The sequence below is a fragment of the Pseudomonas sp. ADAK21 genome (assembly GCF_012935735.1).
Lineage (GTDB): Bacteria > Pseudomonadota > Gammaproteobacteria > Pseudomonadales > Pseudomonadaceae > Aquipseudomonas > Aquipseudomonas proteolytica.
Genome location: NZ_CP052857.1, coordinates 162,889 through 184,857 on the forward strand (window position 1 = coordinate 162,889; position 21,969 = coordinate 184,857).

Annotated in this window: 19 protein-coding genes and 3 pseudogenes; 4 read left to right on the top strand and 18 right to left on the bottom strand. The window is 49.2% G+C overall.

The window, feature by feature from the left end; all coding sequences use genetic code 11:
- Nucleotides 1–10: 10 nt before the first annotated feature.
- The 3 genes and pseudogenes from HKK57_RS00760 to HKK57_RS27230 form a co-directional block, all read right to left on the bottom strand.
- Nucleotides 11–1,000 (bottom strand): FAD-binding oxidoreductase, encoded by a 990-nt coding sequence (locus tag HKK57_RS00760; protein ID WP_169389641.1) that lies wholly within the window; start codon nt 998–1,000, stop codon nt 11–13.
- A 137-nt stretch (nt 1,001–1,137) separates the two neighbouring features.
- Nucleotides 1,138–1,614 (bottom strand): transcription/translation regulatory transformer protein RfaH, encoded by a 477-nt coding sequence (gene rfaH, locus HKK57_RS00765; protein WP_169389642.1) that lies wholly within the window; start codon nt 1,612–1,614, stop codon nt 1,138–1,140.
- A gap of 731 nt (nt 1,615–2,345) precedes the next feature.
- A pseudogene (locus HKK57_RS27230) lies at nt 2,346–2,480 on the bottom strand (IS66 family transposase); the annotation flags it as partial.
- A 712-nt stretch (nt 2,481–3,192) separates the two neighbouring features.
- On the opposite strand from HKK57_RS27230, the gene tnpB reads away from it, so the two are divergent.
- The 4 genes and pseudogenes from tnpB to HKK57_RS26835 form a co-directional block, all read left to right on the top strand.
- Nucleotides 3,193–3,552, top strand: a complete 360-nt coding sequence (gene tnpB, locus HKK57_RS00775; protein ID WP_237150413.1) for an IS66 family insertion sequence element accessory protein TnpB — start codon at nt 3,193–3,195, stop codon at nt 3,550–3,552.
- 17 nt (nt 3,553–3,569) lie between these two features.
- A pseudogene (gene tnpC, locus HKK57_RS00780) lies at nt 3,570–5,081 on the top strand (IS66 family transposase).
- A gap of 68 nt (nt 5,082–5,149) precedes the next feature.
- A complete protein-coding gene (locus HKK57_RS00785) occupies nt 5,150–5,410 on the top strand; it encodes a DUF6429 family protein (protein WP_159908505.1) in 261 nt (86 codons plus the stop codon).
- A gap of 56 nt (nt 5,411–5,466) precedes the next feature.
- Nucleotides 5,467–5,769 (top strand): annotated as a pseudogene (locus HKK57_RS26835) (IS66 family transposase); the annotation flags it as partial.
- A 114-nt stretch (nt 5,770–5,883) separates the two neighbouring features.
- Here HKK57_RS26835 and HKK57_RS00790 read toward each other — a convergent pair.
- The 15 genes from HKK57_RS00790 to rpsA all read right to left on the bottom strand — a co-directional run bounded on the left by HKK57_RS00790 (nt 5,884) and on the right by rpsA (nt 21,953).
- Nucleotides 5,884–6,984 (bottom strand): glycosyltransferase family 4 protein, encoded by a 1,101-nt coding sequence (locus tag HKK57_RS00790; RefSeq protein ID WP_169389644.1) that lies wholly within the window; start codon nt 6,982–6,984, stop codon nt 5,884–5,886.
- Between the two features lie 7 nt (nt 6,985–6,991).
- Complete coding sequence (gene galE / locus HKK57_RS00795; RefSeq protein ID WP_169389645.1) at nt 6,992–8,008, bottom strand: UDP-glucose 4-epimerase GalE; 1,017 nt, start codon at nt 8,006–8,008, stop codon at nt 6,992–6,994.
- Nucleotides 8,005–9,210 carry a hypothetical protein gene (locus tag HKK57_RS00800; protein WP_169389646.1) on the bottom strand — a complete coding sequence of 402 codons (1,206 nt, stop codon included), beginning with the start codon at nt 9,208–9,210 and terminating at the stop codon, nt 8,005–8,007. Before HKK57_RS00800 ends, galE begins: the two co-directional genes overlap by 4 nt.
- The gene (locus HKK57_RS00805; protein WP_169389647.1) at nt 9,197–10,135 is read right to left on the bottom strand and encodes a polysialyltransferase family glycosyltransferase; all 939 of its coding nucleotides are present in this window, start codon (nt 10,133–10,135) and stop codon (nt 9,197–9,199) included. The genes HKK57_RS00800 and HKK57_RS00805 overlap by 14 nt, the downstream gene beginning before the upstream one ends.
- Nucleotides 10,136–10,255: 120 nt before the next feature.
- On the bottom strand, nt 10,256–11,308 hold the full coding sequence (gene pseI / locus HKK57_RS00810) for a pseudaminic acid synthase (protein ID WP_169389648.1): 1,053 nt from the start codon (nt 11,306–11,308) through the stop codon (nt 10,256–10,258).
- A 2-nt stretch (nt 11,309–11,310) separates the two neighbouring features.
- On the bottom strand, nt 11,311–11,856 hold the full coding sequence (gene pseH, locus HKK57_RS00815) for a UDP-4-amino-4,6-dideoxy-N-acetyl-beta-L-altrosamine N-acetyltransferase (protein WP_169389649.1): 546 nt from the start codon (nt 11,854–11,856) through the stop codon (nt 11,311–11,313).
- A gap of 9 nt (nt 11,857–11,865) precedes the next feature.
- The gene (gene pseG / locus HKK57_RS00820; RefSeq protein ID WP_169389650.1) at nt 11,866–12,972 is read right to left on the bottom strand and encodes a UDP-2,4-diacetamido-2,4,6-trideoxy-beta-L-altropyranose hydrolase; all 1,107 of its coding nucleotides are present in this window, start codon (nt 12,970–12,972) and stop codon (nt 11,866–11,868) included.
- Between the two features lie 5 nt (nt 12,973–12,977).
- The gene (pseF, locus tag HKK57_RS00825) at nt 12,978–13,679 is read right to left on the bottom strand and encodes a pseudaminic acid cytidylyltransferase (RefSeq protein ID WP_169389651.1); all 702 of its coding nucleotides are present in this window, start codon (nt 13,677–13,679) and stop codon (nt 12,978–12,980) included.
- Complete coding sequence (pseC, locus tag HKK57_RS00830) at nt 13,676–14,836, bottom strand: UDP-4-amino-4,6-dideoxy-N-acetyl-beta-L-altrosamine transaminase (protein WP_169389652.1); 1,161 nt, start codon at nt 14,834–14,836, stop codon at nt 13,676–13,678. The genes pseF and pseC overlap by 4 nt, the downstream gene beginning before the upstream one ends.
- Nucleotides 14,837–14,839: 3 nt before the next feature.
- Entirely contained in the window at nt 14,840–15,838 is a 999-nt protein-coding gene (gene pseB / locus HKK57_RS00835) for a UDP-N-acetylglucosamine 4,6-dehydratase (inverting) (protein WP_169389653.1), read from the bottom strand.
- Nucleotides 15,839–15,870: 32 nt separating this feature from the next.
- Nucleotides 15,871–17,127, bottom strand: coding sequence for a lipopolysaccharide biosynthesis protein (locus tag HKK57_RS00840; RefSeq protein ID WP_169389654.1), 1,257 nt, complete (start codon nt 17,125–17,127; stop codon nt 15,871–15,873).
- Nucleotides 17,128–17,655: 528 nt separating this feature from the next.
- Nucleotides 17,656–19,017, bottom strand: a complete 1,362-nt coding sequence (locus HKK57_RS00845) for a Wzz/FepE/Etk N-terminal domain-containing protein (RefSeq protein WP_169389655.1) — start codon at nt 19,015–19,017, stop codon at nt 17,656–17,658.
- Nucleotides 19,018–19,374: 357 nt separating this feature from the next.
- Entirely contained in the window at nt 19,375–19,608 is a 234-nt protein-coding gene (locus HKK57_RS00850) for a lipopolysaccharide assembly protein LapA domain-containing protein (RefSeq protein ID WP_029298690.1), read from the bottom strand.
- A gap of 24 nt (nt 19,609–19,632) precedes the next feature.
- Complete coding sequence (gene ihfB / locus HKK57_RS00855) at nt 19,633–19,929, bottom strand: integration host factor subunit beta (protein ID WP_017848846.1); 297 nt, start codon at nt 19,927–19,929, stop codon at nt 19,633–19,635.
- Nucleotides 19,930–20,258: 329 nt separating this feature from the next.
- Nucleotides 20,259–21,953 carry a 30S ribosomal protein S1 gene (gene rpsA, locus HKK57_RS00860; RefSeq protein ID WP_029298694.1) on the bottom strand — a complete coding sequence of 565 codons (1,695 nt, stop codon included), beginning with the start codon at nt 21,951–21,953 and terminating at the stop codon, nt 20,259–20,261.
- Between the last annotated feature and the right edge of the window lie 16 nt (nt 21,954–21,969).

Consider the following 21,969-nt stretch of genomic DNA (forward strand, 5'->3'; position numbering starts at 1 on the left):
TTATCCTTAATTAATTCGAGCTTACAAAAGCGTCGGAGTAGAAATTCTTGTGTGGTAGGCCAAGGGCCAGGAGTTTCTCTTTGGCGCTATGAATCATGCTTTCTGAGCCGCAAGCATAAACAACCGCGTCTGCAAGTTCGACAGCATCGTTCTCGACAATATCCTGCACATAACCGACCCGACCACTCCAGCCGTCGCCCGGACGCGACAGCACCGGGACAAACGTGGCCGGAAGCGAGCCCAGCTCCGGCTGCCAATAGAGATCAGCCTCACGACGACCACCCCAGTAGATGCGTATGCTTTTGCCCTCTACCTGTGCCGGATCTGCAATCAACTGCTCAAGAATAGCCTTCACCGGTGCGATACCCGTACCCGTAGCCAGGAATATCAGGTTGGTTGGTGATGTGTTGCGAAGTGCAAACGTACCTTGAGGCCCTTCCAGCCGAAGCAAGTCATTCGCAGCAACTTCTTCAAACCAATACTGACTCATCACACCATCGGCGACTTGCCGAATCTGCAGTTCCAGCTTTCCGTCCGAACGAGGAGCATTGGCCACGGAATAGCTTCTTCTCACACCATTTTTGCCGATGACATCAACGTACTGTCCGGGAAGGTACTTGAGCGGGTTGTTCGGCGGCAGCCTGAGAACGACCTCGACCACATCGCCCGCGAGCCGCCTGACCCCGTCGACTCGACAAGGCAGTGTCTTGCACTGGATGTCCGCGAACAGGCTGAGATCTTCAATATCCAGCCGCACATCGGCAACGGCGGTCCGACAGCATGTCAGGATAAAGCCGGCCGCCAGCTCTTCCGCCGTCAGCACGGACTCATCATGATGAATAACCTGGGTTTCCCCGACAGCGTGGGAGCGACAGACGCCGCAGCGACCCGAACGACAGCTGTACTCCAGCACTACACCATGCTTTTTCGCACTGTCCAGGAGCGTTACGCCCGGTTCACAGATAAATGTCTTTTCATTAGACAGGGTTACAGTTGACATGGTGATTGCAGTTCGTTCTTGAAAAATTTGATTAAAAAACAGAAAAGAGCACATGAACCAGACACGCTACCGCCCCAAGGTTTATCGTCATAGCCTCGAGGACGCACAGCCTACGATGTCAACATCCCTCTTCGACCTCAATATGAAGCGACGCTTTTGAGTGGCAGCGTCAGTTCCTGTGAACGATTGAGTAGCTTTATAAGCAGCACAACACGCTCGTCACCGGTTGCAGCCTTGAAAATGGCCTCGACACCAGCAAAACCGTCATCCAGGATTCGAACCTTGTCGCCTACCTGAAAGGCTAGCGACAACACACCATCGCGATTTTGGAACTGGCTCACGAGCCGATCATTGACTGCAAGCGGCTTTCCACCGAATTTCACCACGTGGCTCACGCCGCGAGTAGAACGCAAGGGAGACCAGCTTGCGTCATCCGTTATCTGTATGAACAGATAACCAGGAAACAGAGACTCAGACAGCACTTGGCGGCGGCCACGTATGATCTTTTCTCGATCGCACATGGGGCGACAACAGCTATAGCCCTGGCGGGTAAGATGCTCCTCGGCACGTCCATCCTGCCTTGGTTTGCATTGCACCAAGTACCAGGCGGACATTCGGGAGACGCCCGCAACGGCGAGGCCGTCGCCGTGCCTAAGCCCTGTATGCTGAAAATCTGAATCCCCCATGTCTCGACCCACCTCTGCTGCTATTACCGCCCAACACGACCGTGCATACACAAACCTGGCTATACATGCCTCAAGCCAGCTTTGCAATCCTTAACTGGGCAATTATGCGAGCATCAGATATTTTTAGTAGCCTGTAGCCCTATCTTTGCTCAACCGCATCAATCTTACAGCACCACACAAGGTCATGGAACAATCCAAAAAATAGTTAATGCGGTGATTTCAATAAAAGGCTAGTGAAGAATATACGAGCTGACAGAAAGGCGGCCTGCTACGCAATTAAATTTACGATTAAAATCTATTTACAGACATTAATTTCAGCAGACACCAGAAGCCGCATATAAGCCCGCTTTAAATACCTGCTCCTACCTCCCTTATCATTTATAACCTATCTACATGACTCACCACATTTTCGTCACTATTTTAAGGACGTAAACATGAGCATTTGGGATACCCCCCGAAACTATAGGCTTCTTTAATAGGGTTCTGGCGACCGATATTACTTAAGTGCTTCATACCCCACCAACACCTACCGACCTCAACGTACCGATGCAATCAGCCAGACGCTACCTGCAAGCAACTCCATGGCAGCAGGGCTCACAATCATCAATCTAGGACCCCACTGGCAAACGCTCCAGCGCATGGCGCATGCCAAGCATAGGACTCTTGGCCGCTTCGACCAACCTGTAGAGATGCTGGCTGGCTCTTGCCCCTTTGTGCGTGTCGCTGAACAGCCAGTGCTTTCTTCCGATCACCAGAGGCTGGATCGCTCGTTCGGCGGCATTATTGATTATCGACCGGCAGATAGACCTTTCTCGACGAACCTTTTCAGATTGCTCCGGTAGCTTGTGAGTCAACTGATAGCTTTGCGCAGGGCATTCTGAGCAATGAACTATGACAGCATCTTTTCAACTCAACTCTTTCAAATGAACCAGTACCGACGCGCTACTTGTCACTGCCGGTCTTGAGGTCGCGCGCTATACATAAAAACTTATTGATCAGGTTCAACGCGATATCCGCGCACCCCGTCTTGCCTTGAGCTGCACTTTTTGGGCTCACGAATTTGAGAGGGACATCGACCCACCATCCTATACGCTCAACTCCGGCTTTGAACTGACTCAGGAATTCCGGGTATGCTTTTCGGTTCTCACGCGCTGCTATCGGTGAGTAGTAGCCGTGATAGCTGTGGCGCCACACGCTGTTGTAGCACGCCACATATCGGTTGATATCTGCTGGGCCTCGTACTGTGACCTTTGCCCCTTCTCGGGTACCGGTTCGAATGCCGTCGAAAGCAGCACGGGCGCCGCTTGAGGGCCGACGCCAAATTGTTCGAGTAAACGACGAGTATGTTGTCGAGTAAGGCCTTCCAGAATGGCGTCGAGCTTTTCAACCTCCTTTGCCAATGACTGCCCACGCTTGACCAATGTAAGCGCTCCATGAACCCCACATTCACAGCACTAAGCTAACCCCGGATGCTGTGCTCCAGATTCTCTCAGGGGCCAGCCCGCCATGATGCGACCCGACGCCAAAGTCGAAAAAGTCTATCTCTACCCCAAGCCCGTGGACTTCCGAAAATCCATCGACGGCCTCGCCGCGTTGGTCGAACTGGATATCAAAGTGGCGGTATTCGATCCGGTGCTTTTCGTCTTTCTCAACAAATCCCGTAATCGGGTGAAGATTTTGTACTGGGAACGCAACGGCTTCTGCCTTTGGCTCAAACGCCTCGAATCCGAGCGATTCAAAACATCGCCCGATGCCACGGACGAGGCAATTATCCTGACCGCACAGGAACTCAACTGGTTACTGGACGGTTTCGACCTCTGTCGCAATCGTCCTCATCAGGTTTTGACGCCTCGATACGTGGCCTGATTCGGTATAATCCGGGCATGATTTCCGTGCCCGAAAACCTCCCCGACGATCCTGAATTGCTCAAGCAGCTGCTTGCGAAGATGCAGTCCAGAGTCGGTTTCCTCGAAGAAGAAAATGCGCTGCTGCGTCAGCGCCTGTTCGGACGCAAGTCCGAGTAAACGGCTGATCCGGCAACGCCGCAGTTGGCCCTGTTCAATGAGGCGGAAAGCCTCGTCGAGCCCATTGATGAAGCCGCTGAAGAAGAGGTTGTTGCGCCAACCCAGCGGCGCGGCAAGCGCAAGCCGCTGCCCGCTGATCTCCCTCGCATCGAAGTCATCCATGAACTGCCCGAACACGAACTGACCTGTGCCTGTGGTTGCCGCAAACATGCCATCGGCGAAGAGGTCAGCGAACAGCTTGAAATCGTGCCGATGCAGATCCACGTGACCAAACATGTTCGCAAGGTCTACGGTTGCCGCGACTGTGAAAGCGCACCGGTCACCGCTGACAAACCGGCTCAGTTGATCGAGAAGAGCATGGCCAGCCCCAGTGTGCTGGCGATGCTGCTGACCACCAAATACGTTGATGGCTTGCCGCTTCATCGATTTGAAAAAGTGTTAGGTCGCCACGGCATCGATATCCCGCGCCAGACATTGGCTCGCTGGGTTATCCAATGCGGCGAACACTTGCAGCCACTGCTGAATTTAATGCGCGACCGGTTACTGGAAAGCCGTGTCATCCACTGCGATGAAACCCGCGTGCAGGTGTTGAAAGAGCCTGACCGCAAGCCAAGTCGTCAGTCCTGGATGTGGGGGCAAACCGGCGGCCCGCCAGATAAGCCGGTGATCCTGTTCAACTACTCCACCAGCCGCGCGCAGGAGGTGCCGACACGCCTGCTCGATGGCTATCGCGGCTATGTCATGACCGATGATTATGCCGGTTACAACGCGCTAGGCGCTCAGGTCGGAGTGGAGCGTTTAGGCTGCTGGGCACATGCGCGGCGCAAATTCATCGATGCTCAAAAAGTACAGCCCAAAGGCAAGACGGGGCGCGCCGATATCGCGCTGAACCTGATCAACAAGCTTTACGGTATCGAACGCGACTTCAAGACCAGCGGCGATGCGGAACGCAAAGTTGGCCGGCACGAACACAGCCTGCCGGTGCTGGCTCAGTTGAAAAGCTGGATCGAAAAGACGCAGCCTCAGGTCACCGCTCAGAACGCGCAGGGAAAAGCCATCACCTACCTGGCCAATAACTGGAGCAAACTTGAGCGGTATGTCGAGGAGGGCTACTTGCCGATCGACAACAACTCAGCCGAACGAGCCGTCAGGCCCTTCGTGATCGGAAGGAAGAACTGGTTGTTCAGTGACACGCCCAAAGGCGCGACGGCCAGTGCTCAACTGTACAGCTTGGTCGAGACTGCCAAAGCCAACGATCAAGAGCCCTATGCGTGGCTACGCCACGCACTTGAATGTCTGCCGATAGCTTCGTCGGTTGAGGATTACGAAGCCTTGCTGCCATGGAACTGTTCGCCGGTATCGCGTAGTTAAATACGCTATCCATCTTGATGACTGACAGGGCTTACGGGACGTTAAAGAGTACGAGTGAAGCAACGATCATGAAATACGACGAAACCTTGATTGAAGAAGCCGTTCTTGCCCTGTTGGTAACCTTCAGTGCGGATAATGGCAATACTTGGAAAGGGTACGATTTCGAGATCACGAACCGATTGCATGAGCATGGATTCATCCGTGATCCGGTAAACAAGAGCAAATCCATCTGGTTGACGCCGGAAGGGATGGAACGAGGCCGACAAATAGCCGATCGGCTATTTGAGGCGAGAACTCAAGCGGAGCATGTCTCCAACTCGGGTACCTGATTCCATATCCTAGGGCATGCGGTAGGTGGGGTTTATGGAGCGCATACGTATAAAGTTATCTGAGCAGCAACTGGAAAAAGCTCGTGCGCTACGCCGAAGCGAATTAATTGCCAATCGACAACAACTCCGTCAAGCGTGCGATTAGGCCCTTCGTTATCGGGCGAGAGAATTGACTGTTCAGCGACACGCGCAAAGGGCAGCGCCCGACTTTACAGTTTGGTCGAGAAGGTTAAAGCCAATGGTCCAAAAAGACCTATGCGTGGGCGCGCCAAGCGCTTGAGTGTCTATCACAAGCCTCGAGAGTAGAAGACTTCGAGGCCTTGCTGCCGTGGAACTGCACGTCGCAAACTCCAAAATAGCCATCGATCCCCATCTTTAAAATGCGGTGTTCATGGAGCGCGTACGACTCAAGCAGAGCGGATAACAGATATTTCTCTATGCAACTTTTATTTTCCGTCATCCGAACTTACATCTTAATTCAGCCGTGCAGCATGATAAACGGAAAGTGTTTTTTCTAACATCATATCAAAACGAAAATCCCGCTCAAACTTCTTACGCCCCGCATCGCCCATTTCTGATCTTAATTTTGCAGAACTGAGCATAGTTCTTATAGTGGCAGATAGTGTATCCACATCATTTCTACCAACTAAAAAACCCGTTTGCTCATTTTCAACAGCTTCGGAAACGCCACCTACATCTGATGCTATAACAGGTAAACCAGCCCGCATTGCTTCGAGGATAGTCAGCGGAAGCCCCTCCCAATTTGTGATCAACAAAAATAATTGCGCATCGGCCAATCTCCGAGGAACGTCATCGCAGGCTCCTGAAAACTGCACACGGCCTTCCAGTCCTATCTCTTTTACTAACTGCCTAACATAAAAAATAGAAGGTCCATCTCCAACAAATTCCAACTCCCATTGCATATCCTTCAAAGATTCGAGCGCCCTAATTAAACAAAGTTGGTCTTTTTGCTCATCAAACCGAGCGACCATAATCATTTTCGGCAATGCTGTATCCTGAAAAATAGAAAATTCCTTATCCAGTGCCGGCATCCCATTGTGGACAGTAGAAATAAGCTTATCATTGCCGATACCTGCGCGGAGAGCAATATTCCTATCGTAGTCTGAAACTGTAACAATTCGACTGGCGAACCGCGCCATTACCCGCTCTACCACTTTGTACACCGCCCGCGATCTAGGCGACACCCCCTCAGTAAATGCCCAGCCGTGCGCAGTAAAAACAACTGGTATCCGCAATAATTTTGCCGTCACCCGTCCTAGGATACCTACCTTTGACGAATGGAGATGGATAAGGTCAGGGTTAATTTCCTTTATATATTTCCGCAACTCAAACAGAGCAAGCATATCTTTAAAAAAATCAATTTCTCTGACAACAAATTTTAAAGAGACAACACGAATACCCCGCGCCGAAGCATGTTTCAAGAACACGCCCTCACCACCGACCAAGATAACAACCTCATGACCAGCTTTTTGTGCACCACTGGCAAGATCAAGTAAATGCACGCTAGCCCCGCCCATGGTATCAGAGCGGGTAATAACATAGACAATTCTCACCGGAGGTTTACCTCTTGTATCCATCTGGATTGTTAACCTGCCAACGCCAAGTATCCTCAACCATTCGTTCTAGTCCAAACTCGGCTATCCACCCTAAATCCATTCTCGCTTTAGTTGTATCCGCCCAACAAATAGCGATATCACCTGGACGCCGAGGTTTTACCTCAAGAGATATACTTCGACCAACCACGCTCTCAAAAGCTTTCACCACTTGAAATACAGAATAACCCACACCTGAACCAAGATTCCAAATATGACAACCTAAGTTACTATTCAAATAGTTCAGCGCCGCAAGATGCCCCTTCACAAGGTCGACGACATGAACATAGTCACGAACCCCACTACCATCACTAGTTGGATAATCGTCTCCATAAATAGATAGCCTATCCAACTTACCAATCGCAACCTGGCTTAAATACGGTAGAAGGTTATTAGGTATCCCATTAGGATCTTCACCGATACGACCACTTTCATGTGCACCTATAGGATTAAAATATCGAAGTATGGCAATCGCCCATCTACTATCCGAAGCAGCCATATCCTTTAGGATGCTCTCTACAACTGACTTAGATCGACCATAGGGATTACTGCCCTCCCCCGAAGATGACGATTCGGAAACAGGCATTTTTTTTGGTTCTCCATAAACTGTTGCCGAGGAGCTAAAAACAATATCAAATACGTTAGCCTTAGACATCGCACGAAACAGCGTTAAACTTCCAAGCACATTATTTTCATAATAGCGAATAGGATCACACACGCTTTCGCCAACTGCCTTCAAGCCTGCAAAATGGACAACCTTGTCAATCTTATTCTCTAAAAAAACACGCTCCAACAATATTGGATCACGTATATCACCAACCACAATCGTCGGAACTTTACCAGATAGCTTACTCACTCTCTCTATTGCTTCGGGAGAACTATTAGAATAGTTTTCCAAAACTACAACTTCATACCCCAAAACTAGGAGCTCAAGCACAAAGTGCGACCCAATATATCCTGCCCCTCCAGTAACCAGGACTTTCATACTCCCTCCATTTTTGAAGCGCCAGAGCCTCCAATAAAATTTAAACTTGCAAAAAATCTAAGCACTAATATAGCTATAAAATAAAGATAAAAATCAAAGCCGCCAAAACTATTAACAAAGGGAAGTAAAAAGACAGAAAGCAAAACGACCAACACCGACCCCTCCCCTAAAAACCTAGCAGACTTCAATATCACGCCGTAGAGCAAACCTAAAATACCCATAAAGAATATCGAGGCGAACCCAAATGCATTATAGGCAGTACCTGCCATTGTGTAGTACATCCCTGGCCTAAGCACCTCTTGGCTTTGATCAATGAGTTTCGCAAAATGCGGAAGCACTAAAACCAAGTCAAAATACCAACCATCGATATTGAGAAAGATGTAAGCAAACTCAAAGAAACCATGGGCCAAATATTGATTAGCTTGAAGAAAGGGAAATACAGCCAAGAGAGCATTACCTTCGCTCGCCAAACCACCAATGAAATCCGAATAAGGCACGAAAAGAGCATACCCTAGAGAACTAACCGAGACCAGCATTGACTGGATATCTATATCGGCACCAGCTAGTGATATAAACCTATAGACAAAGAACCCCCCTGACAACGCTACTAATACAGGAAGCGCTAAGAGCATTCTTTGAAAATTAAAGTAACGGCCTAACAGCATCACCGACGCGACCAATACCACACCTCGCGAACCCGACGCTAGAAGATCAATAAAGATAAGCACAACCATAGCCAAAGGAATGAGTGTAATCTTTCTTTTATTGAGCGAGGCAGACCGCTGCAAACAGGCATCCATACTAACAAAGAAGAAAGGAAGTAAAAAAGACCCCAGAAAAGAAAACAAATTAGTGCTGGATTTTCGCGCCTCCCTGTAACTCTCGATAGAAAAATAATCTTCCACAGGTCGAAAATAAAAACGGTCAAGTACTCTAAAAAAAAATGTTAGCACTAAAAACAATATAAACAACCTAAAGAAAAACGTATTTTTTTCTGACAAAACAACTGCACGTCCAGTACCCAGCATATCAACAAACAGCAGCATCAAATAGAAAACCGCGTACGAGATAAAAAAATACAAAAAAAATCCAAAAGTAACGTTTTCGTAATCAGCCGAAATAAGAGGAGAGCAAAGTGCTGCGAAAAATACAAACCAAGAAAAAAAAATGGCTTTGATCAATTTTTTATTAACTATCAACACACAACACCTCTGCACCTAGAGCCCTCATCAATGGTACTACTCCTACAAAAAGGGCGGCTGTATTAGCATTAGAAAAACAATAAATATTTGTTCTTTTTGAGTAGACTCTTGCAATTATAGAGGCTGACGAGTAAAAAGAGTAAAGATCTAGTACGTCCCTTCTAGCAGCAAACTCCTCAAACCCCCCGACAATATTAGAAGCCCAGTCGGCATTAGAAAATAAAACTGAAAGCGATGTGGGCCTTGAAGGATGGGGCTTATAATAAAACTTCACACTCGAAGTTGAATATTTAGACTCCAGGTATTTAAATATCGCTATCGAATCATATCGCGCCACCACCCCAGGAACACTATCTAGAAAAACAGCAACACCGCTACTAAGAGGCATTGATTCTAAACTTACACCTTTCGCACCTTCAGAACCGACTAGTTTTATACGCTTTATTTTATAAAAAAACAAAAATTTTTCTTCTGAAAAAAGCTCAGGATACAAGCAATAATACCGCTCAATTTTTGCGGACTTCAAAATATCCACATAACCAAATTCTTGCGACCCCTTACTCAATAATGGAATTACCTTTCCAGACAGAAAAGAATAAACATTTGCCCTAAAACTAGAGGGAACTCTTGAGTTATTATAGTAAGCGACCCCATCATCATAGATGGAAGATTTTCTTCCGGCCCGAATAAAAATAGAAAACCAAAAATTATATGGATGCGCAACAATAGCATGAGATTTACGATCAAATACGCATTGTGCTAGCTTTACAACCCCATTGCAATGCGCTTTAAACCAAGTTCGCCACTCGCCAATATGCCCCTTACGTCTCAGATCAACGATCCTATAAGTATTAGGGCACCACTCTTGACATATAGCCTTAGCAACAAGAATATGAAAATTAGTCACACAAACAATATATTTCATATAAATCTCTTAAGCATCACTCATATAAAAACTCAGATGTGAAAAAACCTTGGCATCCAACTTACTCGAAAGGGTAGACCTTTCAAAATTTGACACGCGAACTGACAACCTAAAAAATAGTCATTTACCAATATGACCGCTCATTACGGCAGTATTCTTTTTAACATCAAGTAAAACAGTTTTCCCACAAATTTCCGAATACTTTTTTGGAGGAAGACCATATCCCGGCCTAACACTCCGAACTGAGTCTGGAGTAATTAACTCACCTGCCTTTAGATCTTTCACAAAATATAAAGATCTCCGAAACTGCACATTACCTTCTTCACTAGACTTTCTACCGTAATCTACTTTCCCCAATGCAGCCCAAGCAGTTTTGCTGTCCCTACATAGGGCTGCAAGCTCTTTAGGCTCAAGCGAAAAACTGTCATCAGGCCCGCCGCCGGTTCGATCAAGAGTAAAGTGTTTTTCAATGATAGAGGCGCCAAGCGCAACACTAGTAATTGCAGTAGTGTTATCTAGCGTATGGTCGGAGAGCCCGGTAACTAAATTAGTTCGCCGAATCATATCTGGAATTGTTCGCAGATTATAGTCTTCTGCAGGTGCTGGGTAACCACTGACACAATGAAGAATTGCTAACTCTTTACATCCACCTTCACGAGCAGCATTAATAGCTTCTTCAATTTCCTCAGCATTAGCCATCCCGGTAGAAATGATCAGCGGCTTACCCGTGCTAGCAACATATTTAATAAGTGGTAGATCGATCGCTTCAAAAGAAGCAATTTTATAGGCCGGGGTTTTTAGGCTTTCCAACAAATCAACAGCGGTATTATCAAAAGGAGAACTAAAAATGGTAATCCCTAGCTTACGTGCATATTCAAATAATGGAGCATGCCACTCCCAAGGCATTTGCGCCTCAAGATAAAGCTCATATAAAGACTTACCACCCCATAACCCACCCTGAATCCTAAATTCAGGGGCATCGGAGTTAAGTGTAATTGTATCGGCAGTATAGGTTTGTAATTTTACCGCATCAGCACCTGACTCTTTTGCAACCTCAATCAGCCTGAGTGCAGTTTCTAACTTTCCATTGTGATTGGCCGAAAGTTCGGCAATAACATACGGAGCATATTCAGCTCCAATTTTGCGTCCAGCGATCGAAATTACGGGATTCATACTTAGCCCTTGGACAGTTTTAGTAACTTCTCAGACATAGAGGTTCTATGAAATTCCCACTCGCGAGAAAGAACCCCTAGCTTATAAATATCCACATACTCACCATCAACCAAATGATGCTCTCGCAGAACACCTTCAACCTCAAAACCAAATTTTTTATGTAATTTTATTACAGCCGCATTAAATGCGAGAACTTCGCAAGCTAACTTATGGACGTGGAGATTGTTAAATGCGTAATCCAAAGCGAGAAACTCCATTCGGCTCCCTGTACCTTTAGGCGCATCCGGAGCTGCATAAAATACCCAAGAGGATATAGAGTTATTTGTATCTACATCAGTGAAGCCAACAATTCCCGTAGGCTTACCATCAAACTCATACATAAAATACTGTTGATCTTCTCGAAGACTTATACGCTCCCACCATTTCAAATGCTCCTGAAGGCTTATTTCATGCCTCGTATACATATTCGATCGAACATTAGGTGCATTACGCCAGGCAAGCATCATTTCCAGTTCATTCTCACCAATACTACGTAGGAGACCAAGCATCGTCACTTTTTACCCGTCAATGGAGCTTAATTTGATTAACGTTTTCAAGACCTGCTCACAGCCAGCACCTGTAACGACCGTCCTAGCTTGCTCACTCATAGTCTTTAGAAAACCTGGACTTTGAAGTGCCTCATCAATGACATGTGCCAGCTCTAAGAAAAGATTTTTGCCTCCTGAAAAACTCACGACAGCTTTAGCCTGTTCCAGCAAACCTGCTGCAAATTTCTGGTTATCTGCCAACACAACCATAGCTGTGGGTAGTCCTAAACAACAACGTTCCCAAGAGGTAGAGCCAGCAGAACCAATAGCGAAGTCACTATCGGACATCAACTGTGCCATATCATTAACATTCACCTTGACCTCAGTATGCCACGGCAATGTGCTTGCTAGATGTTGGATATCTTCAAGCCATGGAGCTGCGGCCCCCATCACCACAATGATATGGCAAGTTTTAGGCAACGCGGTATGCTTAAGGCACTCTAATACTTTTCGCGTTACGTTATCCTTATCAACTCCGCCCAAAGTAATTAACAGTTTCGCAAACTTATACTCGGCCCTTCGAGTTAAGCTATAAGATCGAAGGTTTACGAAGGCAGGCCGAAGTAACGCATACTCAGAACCGCAGAGCAGAACACATTTTACTGGTACCAGCGGTAGGTAATCGGCAGCGTTCCGACCAAACGTCTGATCAAGCAGAATATCGCTAATATGCTGCCGATTAGCCAAATCGTCTATAACCATAAGCTTACGGTCATTATTTTTTAGCCTCGACTCCCAGATTACATCAAGCGCATAATGATCGACAATCAGCCAGTCAGGTCTCAATACATCCAATAACACCGAGCACTCCTCGGCATCGAGTTCTTGAGAAGTCCCGAGCCAACACAAATAAGATTGGTGAGCAAAAGTTTGGCCCGCATCATCATCCTTGAAAGCCATTAAATGAACGTCAAAGCCTCTGTTACAAATAACTTCTTGCAAATTGCCTGGATGTTCTCGACAAATAAAATGACATTCAGCACCTTCCGCTCTCAGCGCATCGGCCAACGTCAGGCAGCGCATGACGTGTCCACTACCTATTTGTAGCGAGGCGTCGGCTCGGAATACGACCTTCATCGCTTTCACTTCGGGTTCGACTCAGCTTGAAAAGCTTTGTATAACCACTCCGCACGAACCCAGTCTTCAGGTGTATCGATGTCCTGCACACGGTGGCGCGGCAACATGACCGCACTGGACTCAGGGCTGAAGATCATTCCCCCTTGCAGCCAGGCACTGGCCAACCCCCAGTAGAATTGCCCAGCGTCGTGATAGCTCTCTTCAAGGTCCTGAGAGCGGGTATTGAAATGCTCAGAATTGAACATTTCTACACGTCCGGCTCCGGTCAATCGAATCGCCCGCTGTATTGGAAAGGCGTAAGTGGTCACCGAAAATGCGTAGTGGCTTCCCGTCTGCTCAAGGGTACCCAAGCCACGACTCAAGTCTTCCGGGCGAACAAAAGGTGCGGTTGCATACAAACAGCACACTTGGTGGGCATCAAACCCATCAGCCCTGCACCATTCGATAGCGTGCTGAATCACCGGAAGGGTTCCGGTGTAATCATCAGACAACTCCACAGGCCGCATGAACGGAACACTGGCCCCGTATTGACGGGCGACTTCAGCAATCTCGTCATCGTCCGTGGAAACGATGATCTTATCAAAACAACCACTTTGTAATGCTGCCTCAATCGACCAAGCAATCATTGGCTTACCGCAAAACATCTTGATGTTTTTCCGCGGAATACGCTTGCTGCCACCCCGGGCAGGAATGACCGCCAACCTCATGCTTGCAGGGCCTTGGCAACAGCTGCCACTACTTGATCCTGCTGTTCATTGCTCATGGTCTGGAACATCGGGATGCTAATAGCTTCACGGTAGTAGGTTTGCGCTACTGGGAAGTCTTCAGGCTTGAAGCCCATTGCTGCGTAATAAGGTTGCGTGTGGACCGGGATATAATGCAGGTTCACGCCAATCCCTTGCTCCCGCAAGGACTCAAATACCTGGCGATGGGTCTTGGCAATATTTTCCAATTGCAGACGAATCACATAGAGGTGCAAACCAGAATAACTGTCGTCATGTTGCCACGGCGCACTCACCGGTAGCGAGGCCAGGAGATCGTTGTAGCGAGCCGCCAATTGATGGCGCCGCGCAATGTACTGATCCAGGCGTTCCACCTGACTGATACCTAAAGCAGCCTGCAACTCGGTCATCCGATAATTGAAACCCAGATCAATCTGCTGGTAATACCAGGGGCCGTCTGATTCGTGCGTCATCTGTTGCGGATCACGGGTGATGCCATGGCTGCGCAGCAAGGCCATTTTATTTGCCAGTTCCGCGTCATTGGTCAAGGCCATACCACCTTCGGCAGTGGTGATGATTTTAACCGGATGAAAACTGAAAACCGTAATATCGCTGTATTTCCCGTTACCGATAAACTCGCCCTGATATTTGCCGCCAATCGCGTGCGAGGCGTCTTCGATAACTTTGAATCCGTAACGCTTGGCCAACGCATGGATCGCTTGCATGTCGCAAGGCTGGCCACAGAGATGAACCGGCACAACGACTTTGGGCAGCGCCCCTTCTCGCTCGGCTTGCTCAAGTTTGCGCGCCAATGCTTGAGGGCACAGGTTGTAGGTGCGAGGGTCAATGTCCACGAAGTCAACTTGCGCACCGCAATACAGACCGCAGTTGGCAGAAGCCACAAAGGTGACAGGACTTGTCCACAAACGGTCGCCAGGACCAAGGCCCAGGGCTAGGCAAGCTATATGCAACGCCGACGTAGCGCTGTTCACTGCCAACGCATGGGCAGCCCCCACGTGCAGCGCGACCTGCTGCTCGAAGCGGGGCACCATCGGTCCCTGGGTCAGAAAGTCGGATTGCAACACTCCAACCACTGCATCGATATCTGCTTGGGTTATGTCTTGGCGACCGTAGGGAATCATGAATCAGATGCTCCCAATCTTGGCTTCGTTGAGGGTTATCCAGTTCCGCAGGTCTTCGTCACTCATCCACTCAGTGTTGTTGTCGCTGGCATAAACAAAACCTTCAGGAACCTTCTTGCCATCCTTTATACGTTTCGGGCAAGTCGCCCACTCGTTAATAACTGGCAGAATCTTGAAGTGTTCCAGGTATTCATACGTGTAATAGGAATCCTCGGCACTGATCATTTGCTCATGCAGTTTTTCGCCTGGACGGATGCCAACGACTTTTTGTGCTGCATCTGGCGCAACCACGCGGGCAAGATCGGTTACTTTCATCGACGGAATTTTCTTCACGTAGATCTCGCCGCCTTCCATGTCTTCGAACGCATGCCAGACCAGCTCGACGCCCTCTTCCAGGGAAATCATGAAGCGGGTCATACGCTCGTCGGTGATCGGCAACTCACCTTTGTCCTTGATAGACATGAAGAACGGGATGACCGAACCGCGCGAGCCCATGACATTGCCATAGCGAACAACTGCCATACGGGTCTCATGGCCCCCGGCATAAGAATTGCCGGCGACGAACAGTTTGTCAGAAGCCAGCTTAGTCGCACCATACAGGTTAATCGGGCTGCTGGCCTTATCAGTGGACAATGCCACAACGCGCTTGATGCCTTTGTCGATGCACGCATCAATCAGGTTCATGGCACCGTTGATATTGGTCTTGATGCATTCGAACGGGTTGTATTCTGCCGTGGGAACGATCTTGGTAGCAGCCGCATGAACAACGTAATCGACACCATCCAGGGCGCGATACAAGCGCTCCTTATCGCGAACGTCGCCGATGAAGAATCGAACGCGCGAGTCACCTTCGAATTTCTTGGCCATGTCCCATTGCTTCATTTCATCCCGGGAAAAGATGATGATCTTCTTCGGGTTGTACTTAGCCAAGGTCATCGGCACAAAGGTATTACCAAACGAGCCAGTACCGCCGGTGATGAGAATGGTTTTATTGGTGAACATTGACGCGTCCCTTGGTTGCTTCCTGCACGAAATCAGGATTGAAATAAACGGTAAGGTGCCGGAGTTAAGCGATAAAAACTCCATGATTTCCAGCACAATACACAAAAAAAGCTGACACACAAACCTAGCGGCACACCCAAGTGCGGCCAGTACTGCGCGAAACTCCCGGTTGCCAGAATGAAAATTATCAGGCTGGCGATATGGCTAAAAATAATCGGCCGATCACGGCCTTGTGCATACAATCCAAAATGGGGAATCATGCCGACTGCGTATAGTACCGTAGCAAGAAGGATCCAGATGAAAAGTCCTCGCTGCTCACTGTAGAGCGGCTTATCAAGCCAAGCCAGCAACGGGCCGATAGTCAGCAGCGCAACCAGCAAAAAAAACCCGCAAACGCAGACCGTTTGCAGCAAAAGCTTCAGCATACCTCGGCGAAAACCGACAGCATCCTCCTGTTGATAGGAACTGATCAATCCCGGATAAATGAAAGCGAAAATACCCGCATCCAGGAACGACATGAGCGCCATGCTGACGCCCATGAACAATACGTAGGCGCCCAGCATGTCCAGTCCTGCCAGCTCTTGAAACCAGTAGCGATCCAAGGTGAAGACCCCTCGGATGGCAAGGGTTGCAATTAATAGAGCGAGTGCGACCTTCAGTCCCCTGATGATCCAGATCCAGTCAACCTTCTGCCGCCAACCTGACAAACCCATGCGATTGACACGAAAAATACCCAACAACAGCGCTGTCAGCCCTCCCAGCGTCCAGGCCCCGAACACAACATCTAAGTCCCGCGTATCCGGGTACAAAACCATCACCCCGACCACCAATATTGCCCACACCCCTGAGCGGAGAAACAGGACCAGACTGGCAGAAAGTTGCTGCGAAACCGCAACTAACAGGCGGCCCAGTTCCTGATTAAGATGTTCAAGTATCAACAAAACAAAAAACCAACCCAGAACACGCATTGGCAGCAGGTCATTAATAAAAACGAGGCTAAGCAGCGGTAAAAAAATTGCGTACAAGACTAAGGTTAATGCTCCTTGGGACTTGAGCAGCCCCCCCCACTCCTGGCGGTGGCGCTTGAGCAGTTCACGGGTGCTGTAGGTATAAAAGTCAAAACCTAGCAAATACATCGAATAACCAACTGTTGCAGCCAACAGCCCGTAAACACCTAACTCAGCGGGTTCGAGAAAACGGGCCAAAAAGAAAATCAGCAAAAATTTGCTGATTAGCGTCAAACCGCGGATCGAGATATTGGAGAGCTGCAAAAAATTAGGCGCAAGCATCAGGCTGGTCTATTCAGATTGGCATTGCATAACAGTCGCTGTAAAAGAAACACCGTTAAACCCCTTTAGTTATAACCCTGACGCGCTACCGCCCCAGGACTTTCCGTAAATGCCCCGGTAACGCACACCAGAGACCTATCGCTTTCCACTTGAGCTCAACGAACCGACAGGCAAAAACGATACTGACGACCGGTATAGGGCTTTGACTTTGCCGACCAAGACCACCGTCGCCCCCCCGTCCTGCCTGCAGGTTTCCTTTATGCCATCTCGAAAACGATGCCTTGAGACCGTGAGCAGGATAAAATGAGCATATTATACACGTCGTATAACTCGCACGGAGCCCAGCCTCGAAGGCGATACTGATTACGGGGCAAGCACCCAGCTAGCGCGCGCGCACAACGGGCAGGGTCAATAACCTTCAAACTAGTAGATTAGTTCGCTCAGTGCACTCACATCACCCACCCAAGAAAGCCAGCCCCTTATGCCACAATCATGACACATCAGGAATGCCCCCCCACTACCACAATATTAGCGTCGATCATCCAACCGATCACTGGAACCATTAAAAGCAGGGGCCTCCGGCGCCACAGGAACAGTTGAAAGAACCATCTTTTCACCACTACTTTTTTTCAGGGAGAAAAAGTAACGAGAAACCGCAATCACCATACCAAGAATCCCGCCCAGGAACACGCCCAGCACTATAATCAGCACCTTTCGAGGCTTGACAGGTGCCAAAGGTTCCAGGGCAAGCCTATCAATGGTAACGAGCTTGATACGACTTATATCAACATTCAGATTACGCAACCGAGCTTCTTCCGCGCGCAGGGGCTCTACATCACGCAGGAAGAGATCCTCATTTTCCCGTTGACTCAGCACTTCAATCTGACGGTTCGTCTCAAGCATTTGTAGCTCTTTGCCAATCTGCGCAATCCGCACCTCGGTAAAATCATCGGACTTGCGCCGCGATAACGCCGATTTTTCAGCCTCCAGCGCCTCTTCACCCATGAAGTACAAAGGAATCTGCTGATTATTGATTTCCGTGCGCATCATACTTGAAGATCCGCCGCGATCAGACTCGCCCAATGAGGAGGGGGTCGTTGGCCTTCTAATACCCAGCGACCTGGCGATGCCAATAGCTTCGTTCAACTGGGCCATACGATTCACCCGGCGAGTCTTCAATTGCGCCCGAATCGCCTTCAGCTCATCTTGCAATTGAGCCCGACGTATCATGTCAGCCTCCATCAAAGAAGCAATTTTCGCTTCTTTTTTATTGCCATAGTTGGCTCTAGCGGCATCTAGCTTGCCCTCAATCTCATTCAGCCTATTTTTGACAATAACGTCCATATCTTGGGCAATTTGCTGTAGCTCAAGCGTAATCGAGTAACTAATGAGACCGTTAAGTATCGCAACACCGTCCATTCCTTTCGGGTAATTCATCGAAAGCTTAATGTAAGCACTCAGGGAATCGGCTTTTTTTGCATCCGGAAGCACGAGCTTGATCGAGTCAGCATTGAACTCTTCAAAGCTTTGCTCCAACGTACGACCCGGCCGCTCAAACTCTTCGAACAACTTTCGATTTGCACGAAAATACCCAAGGCGGGTGTCGTACGACTCCAGAGAAGCCCCCACCTTTTTCAAGGCAGCACTTGGTGACAGCTTATAGATTTCGGAGCGGTTCAGAGCATCGAGCTCATTGATTGCAGCAGGCCTGAGAACACTACTGACATGGTATTCTGGAGTAGCGACAAAAGCATAAGCGGCCGCAGCAAGGCCAACGCCGACAGCAGCCAGCATAACGAGCCACTTCCGCTGCCATACAGCCTGAGCGAGGGCAACAATGTCGATTTCATCGGAAGGGGGAACCGGGGGAACGCGGAAGCTACTACTCACAACAAAAACCTGCCTTCAAAGAGAAACTGCGGGCTCGTTATGCAGACGATCTTGTGGTTTTTTATATTTATAAGGATCGACCAAAAGCCCGGCGTCGCTGCCAAGCCCTGGACACACAAAATGACTGGAATCGAGAACAGGTTGCATTTTGCCATCTCGCGATAACATTGCAAGACTTGACATGACTGTAGGTCAATTCCTACTTGTTGAGGATATTGCAGGGAAAATGCGACAGCGCGGCCCCAACGTCATTATTTCCTAAAGACAGAGAAGCGCTTACGCATCGCAGCTAGAAGAGCCAACGTCCAACGAAGTCCTTGAACCTGCAATACAAGCGACAAACGGTATGCGCCAACCCTAAAGTGCGGGCTTTGGGCGCGCCTTACGGCGAACCAGCAAACTCAGGAACGGCCCCACTAACATCCCCACAATCAACGCCAACGTCACAAACACCGAAACCGGCAGCTGTGGCGTAGACCACCCCAGGAACGCCAGGGCGACGTCTTGCTGGTTTTCCAGTACGAATGCCAGGATCGCCAAGGCGGCGATCAGCACAATCAGTACCAGGGCGACGCGCTTTACACCGCGCATAAACTTCTCCTATCCCAAAAAAACTCAGACGTTTTCTTCTTCGTCTTCGTTCACTCGATCCCGCAATTCCTTGCCCGGCTTGAAATGAGGCACGAATTTGCCGTCGAGGCTGACGGACTGGCCGGTTTTCGGGTTACGGCCCACGCGTGGAGCGCGGTAGTGCAGCGAGAAGCTGCCAAAGCCGCGGATCTCGATCCGATCACCAGTGGCCAGGCACTGGGACATTTGCTCAAGCATGGTCTTGATGGCCAACTCCACATCTTTGGATGAGAGCAGCCCTTGATGGGTGACAATTCGTTCGATCAACTCCGACTTCGTCATATTTTTCCCTTCTTTTTCAAGCAGCTAGGAAAAGCGCTCCGAAGGTTTTAGCATGACCAGATGAATTTGAACAGCCTGTGGCTTGACTTATCTTGCGCAAATTATGGTAACCCTTACCAGACCGAGGACCAGAGCAGGCAGGGCTCAGGATAGGCCTGGCGACCTTTCCCCAGAAAAGCCCTTGGAGTGCCTGGATAACAAGATCGCACCCCCACAAGAAGCCTCAAGGGCGATCACGCCTTGCCAGCCACGCACCTCACTCCAACTGCCAAATCCCAGACACAAAAAAGGGCGACCGAAGTCGCCCTTTTTCTATGGTCTGACAGAACTTAGTTCTGTTTTTCCATTTGTGCACGCAACAGGTCGCCCAGAGTGGTCGGACCCGAAGCAATGTCAGAGGTAGCTGGCTTGTCGCGCAGGCTCTGGATTGCTTCTTTCTCTTCGATCTCGTCTTTCGACTTGATGGAGAGTTGGATTACGCGGCTCTTGCGGTCAACGCTGATGATCTTGGCTTCTACTTCCTGGCCTTCTTTCAGAACGTTACGAGCGTCTTCAACGCGATCACGGCTGATTTCGGAGGCTTTCAGAGTCGCTTCGATATCGTCACCCAAAGTGATGATGGCGCCTTTAGCGTCAACTTCCTTCACGATGCCTTTAACGATTGCACCCTTGTCGTTCTCTTGAACGTACTCGGAGAACGGATCGCTTTCCAGTTGCTTGATACCCAGGGAGATGCGCTCGCGCTCTGGGTCAACCGACAGGATAACGGTGTCCAGCTCGTCGCCCTTCTTGAAACGACGAACAGCTTCTTCGCCAACTTCGTTCCAGGAGATGTCGGACAGGTGAACCAGGCCGTCGATGCCGCCGTCCAGACCAATGAAGATACCGAAATCGGTGATCGACTTGATGGTGCCGGAGATTTTATCGCCCTTGTTGAACTGGCCAGAGAAATCTTCCCATGGGTTAGATTTGCACTGCTTGATGCCCAGGGAGATACGACGACGCTCTTCGTCGATGTCCAGAACCATAACTTCCACTTCGTCGCCGACTTGTACGACTTTCGAAGGGTGGATGTTCTTGTTGGTCCAGTCCATTTCGGAAACGTGTACCAGGCCTTCCACGCCTTCTTCCAGCTCTGCGAAGCAGCCGTAGTCGGTCAGGTTGGTAACACGCGCAGTTACGCGAGTGCTTTCTGGGTAACGGGCTTTGATAGCAACCCATGGATCTTCACCCAGTTGCTTCAGGCCCAGGGAAACACGGTTGCGCTCGCGATCGTATTTCAGAACCTTGACATCGATCTCGTCGCCAACGTTGACGATTTCGGAAGGATGCTTGATACGCTTCCAAGCCATGTCGGTAATGTGCAGCAGGCCATCGACGCCACCCAGATCGACGAATGCGCCGTAATCGGTGAGGTTCTTGACGATACCTTTGACTTGTTGGCCTTCCTGCAGGGATTCCAGCAGAGCTTCACGCTCGGCGGAGTTCTCTGCTTCCAGCACGCTGCGACGGGAAACGACAACGTTGTTGCGCTTCTGGTCGAGCTTGATGACCTTGAATTCGAGTTCTTTGCCTTCCAGGTGCGTGGTGTCGCGCACTGGACGAACGTCGACCAAAGAACCTGGCAGGAACGCACGGATGCCGTTAACGTCGACAGTGAAGCCGCCTTTAACCTTACCGTTGATAACGCCCTTGACCACTTCTTCAGCTGCGAAGGCTGCTTCGAGAACAATCCAGCATTCAGCGCGCTTGGCTTTTTCACGGGACAGCTTGGTTTCACCGAAACCGTCTTCAACCGAGTCCAGAGCAACGTGAACTTCGTCACCGACATTGATAGTCAGGTCACCAGCGTCGTTGTAGAACTGCTCAAGCGGGATGAGTGCTTCAGACTTCAGACCAGCGTGAACGGTTACCCAGCGAGCTTGGTAATCGATATCAACGATAACACCGGTGATGATGGAGCCAGCCTGAAGGTTCAGGGTTTTTAGGCTTTCTTCAAAGAGTTCCGCAAAGCTTTCGCTCATTTTAATTCCTGTTGAT

Bases quoted from the DNA above. Each gene is read 5' to 3' on its own strand.
- HKK57_RS00785 (WP_159908505.1), top strand. From the start codon at position 5,150: ATGAAATACGACGAAACCTTGATTGAAGAAGCCGTTCTTGCCCTGTTG.
- tnpB (WP_237150413.1), top strand. From the start codon at position 3,193: ATGATGCGACCCGACGCCAAAGTCGAAAAAGTCTATCTCTACCCCAAG.
- HKK57_RS00840 (WP_169389654.1), bottom strand. From the start codon at position 17,127: ATGCTTGCGCCTAATTTTTTGCAGCTCTCCAATATCTCGATCCGCGGT.
- HKK57_RS00805 (WP_169389647.1), bottom strand. From the start codon at position 10,135: ATGAAATATATTGTTTGTGTGACTAATTTTCATATTCTTGTTGCTAAG.
- ihfB (WP_017848846.1), bottom strand. From the start codon at position 19,929: ATGACGAAGTCGGAGTTGATCGAACGAATTGTCACCCATCAAGGGCTG.
- rfaH (WP_169389642.1), bottom strand. From the start codon at position 1,614: ATGTCCGCCTGGTACTTGGTGCAATGCAAACCAAGGCAGGATGGACGT.
- pseB (WP_169389653.1), bottom strand. From the start codon at position 15,838: ATGTTCACCAATAAAACCATTCTCATCACCGGCGGTACTGGCTCGTTT.
- pseG (WP_169389650.1), bottom strand. From the start codon at position 12,972: ATGAAGGTCGTATTCCGAGCCGACGCCTCGCTACAAATAGGTAGTGGA.
- HKK57_RS00850 (WP_029298690.1), bottom strand. From the start codon at position 19,608: ATGCGCGGTGTAAAGCGCGTCGCCCTGGTACTGATTGTGCTGATCGCC.
- pseC (WP_169389652.1), bottom strand. From the start codon at position 14,836: ATGATTCCCTACGGTCGCCAAGACATAACCCAAGCAGATATCGATGCA.
- HKK57_RS00760 (WP_169389641.1), bottom strand. From the start codon at position 1,000: ATGTCAACTGTAACCCTGTCTAATGAAAAGACATTTATCTGTGAACCG.
- pseF (WP_169389651.1), bottom strand. From the start codon at position 13,679: ATGAGGTTGGCGGTCATTCCTGCCCGGGGTGGCAGCAAGCGTATTCCG.
- galE (WP_169389645.1), bottom strand. From the start codon at position 8,008: ATGAAAGTCCTGGTTACTGGAGGGGCAGGATATATTGGGTCGCACTTT.
- rpsA (WP_029298694.1), bottom strand. From the start codon at position 21,953: ATGAGCGAAAGCTTTGCGGAACTCTTTGAAGAAAGCCTAAAAACCCTG.
- pseI (WP_169389648.1), bottom strand. From the start codon at position 11,308: ATGAATCCCGTAATTTCGATCGCTGGACGCAAAATTGGAGCTGAATAT.
- pseH (WP_169389649.1), bottom strand. From the start codon at position 11,856: ATGCTTGGTCTCCTACGTAGTATTGGTGAGAATGAACTGGAAATGATG.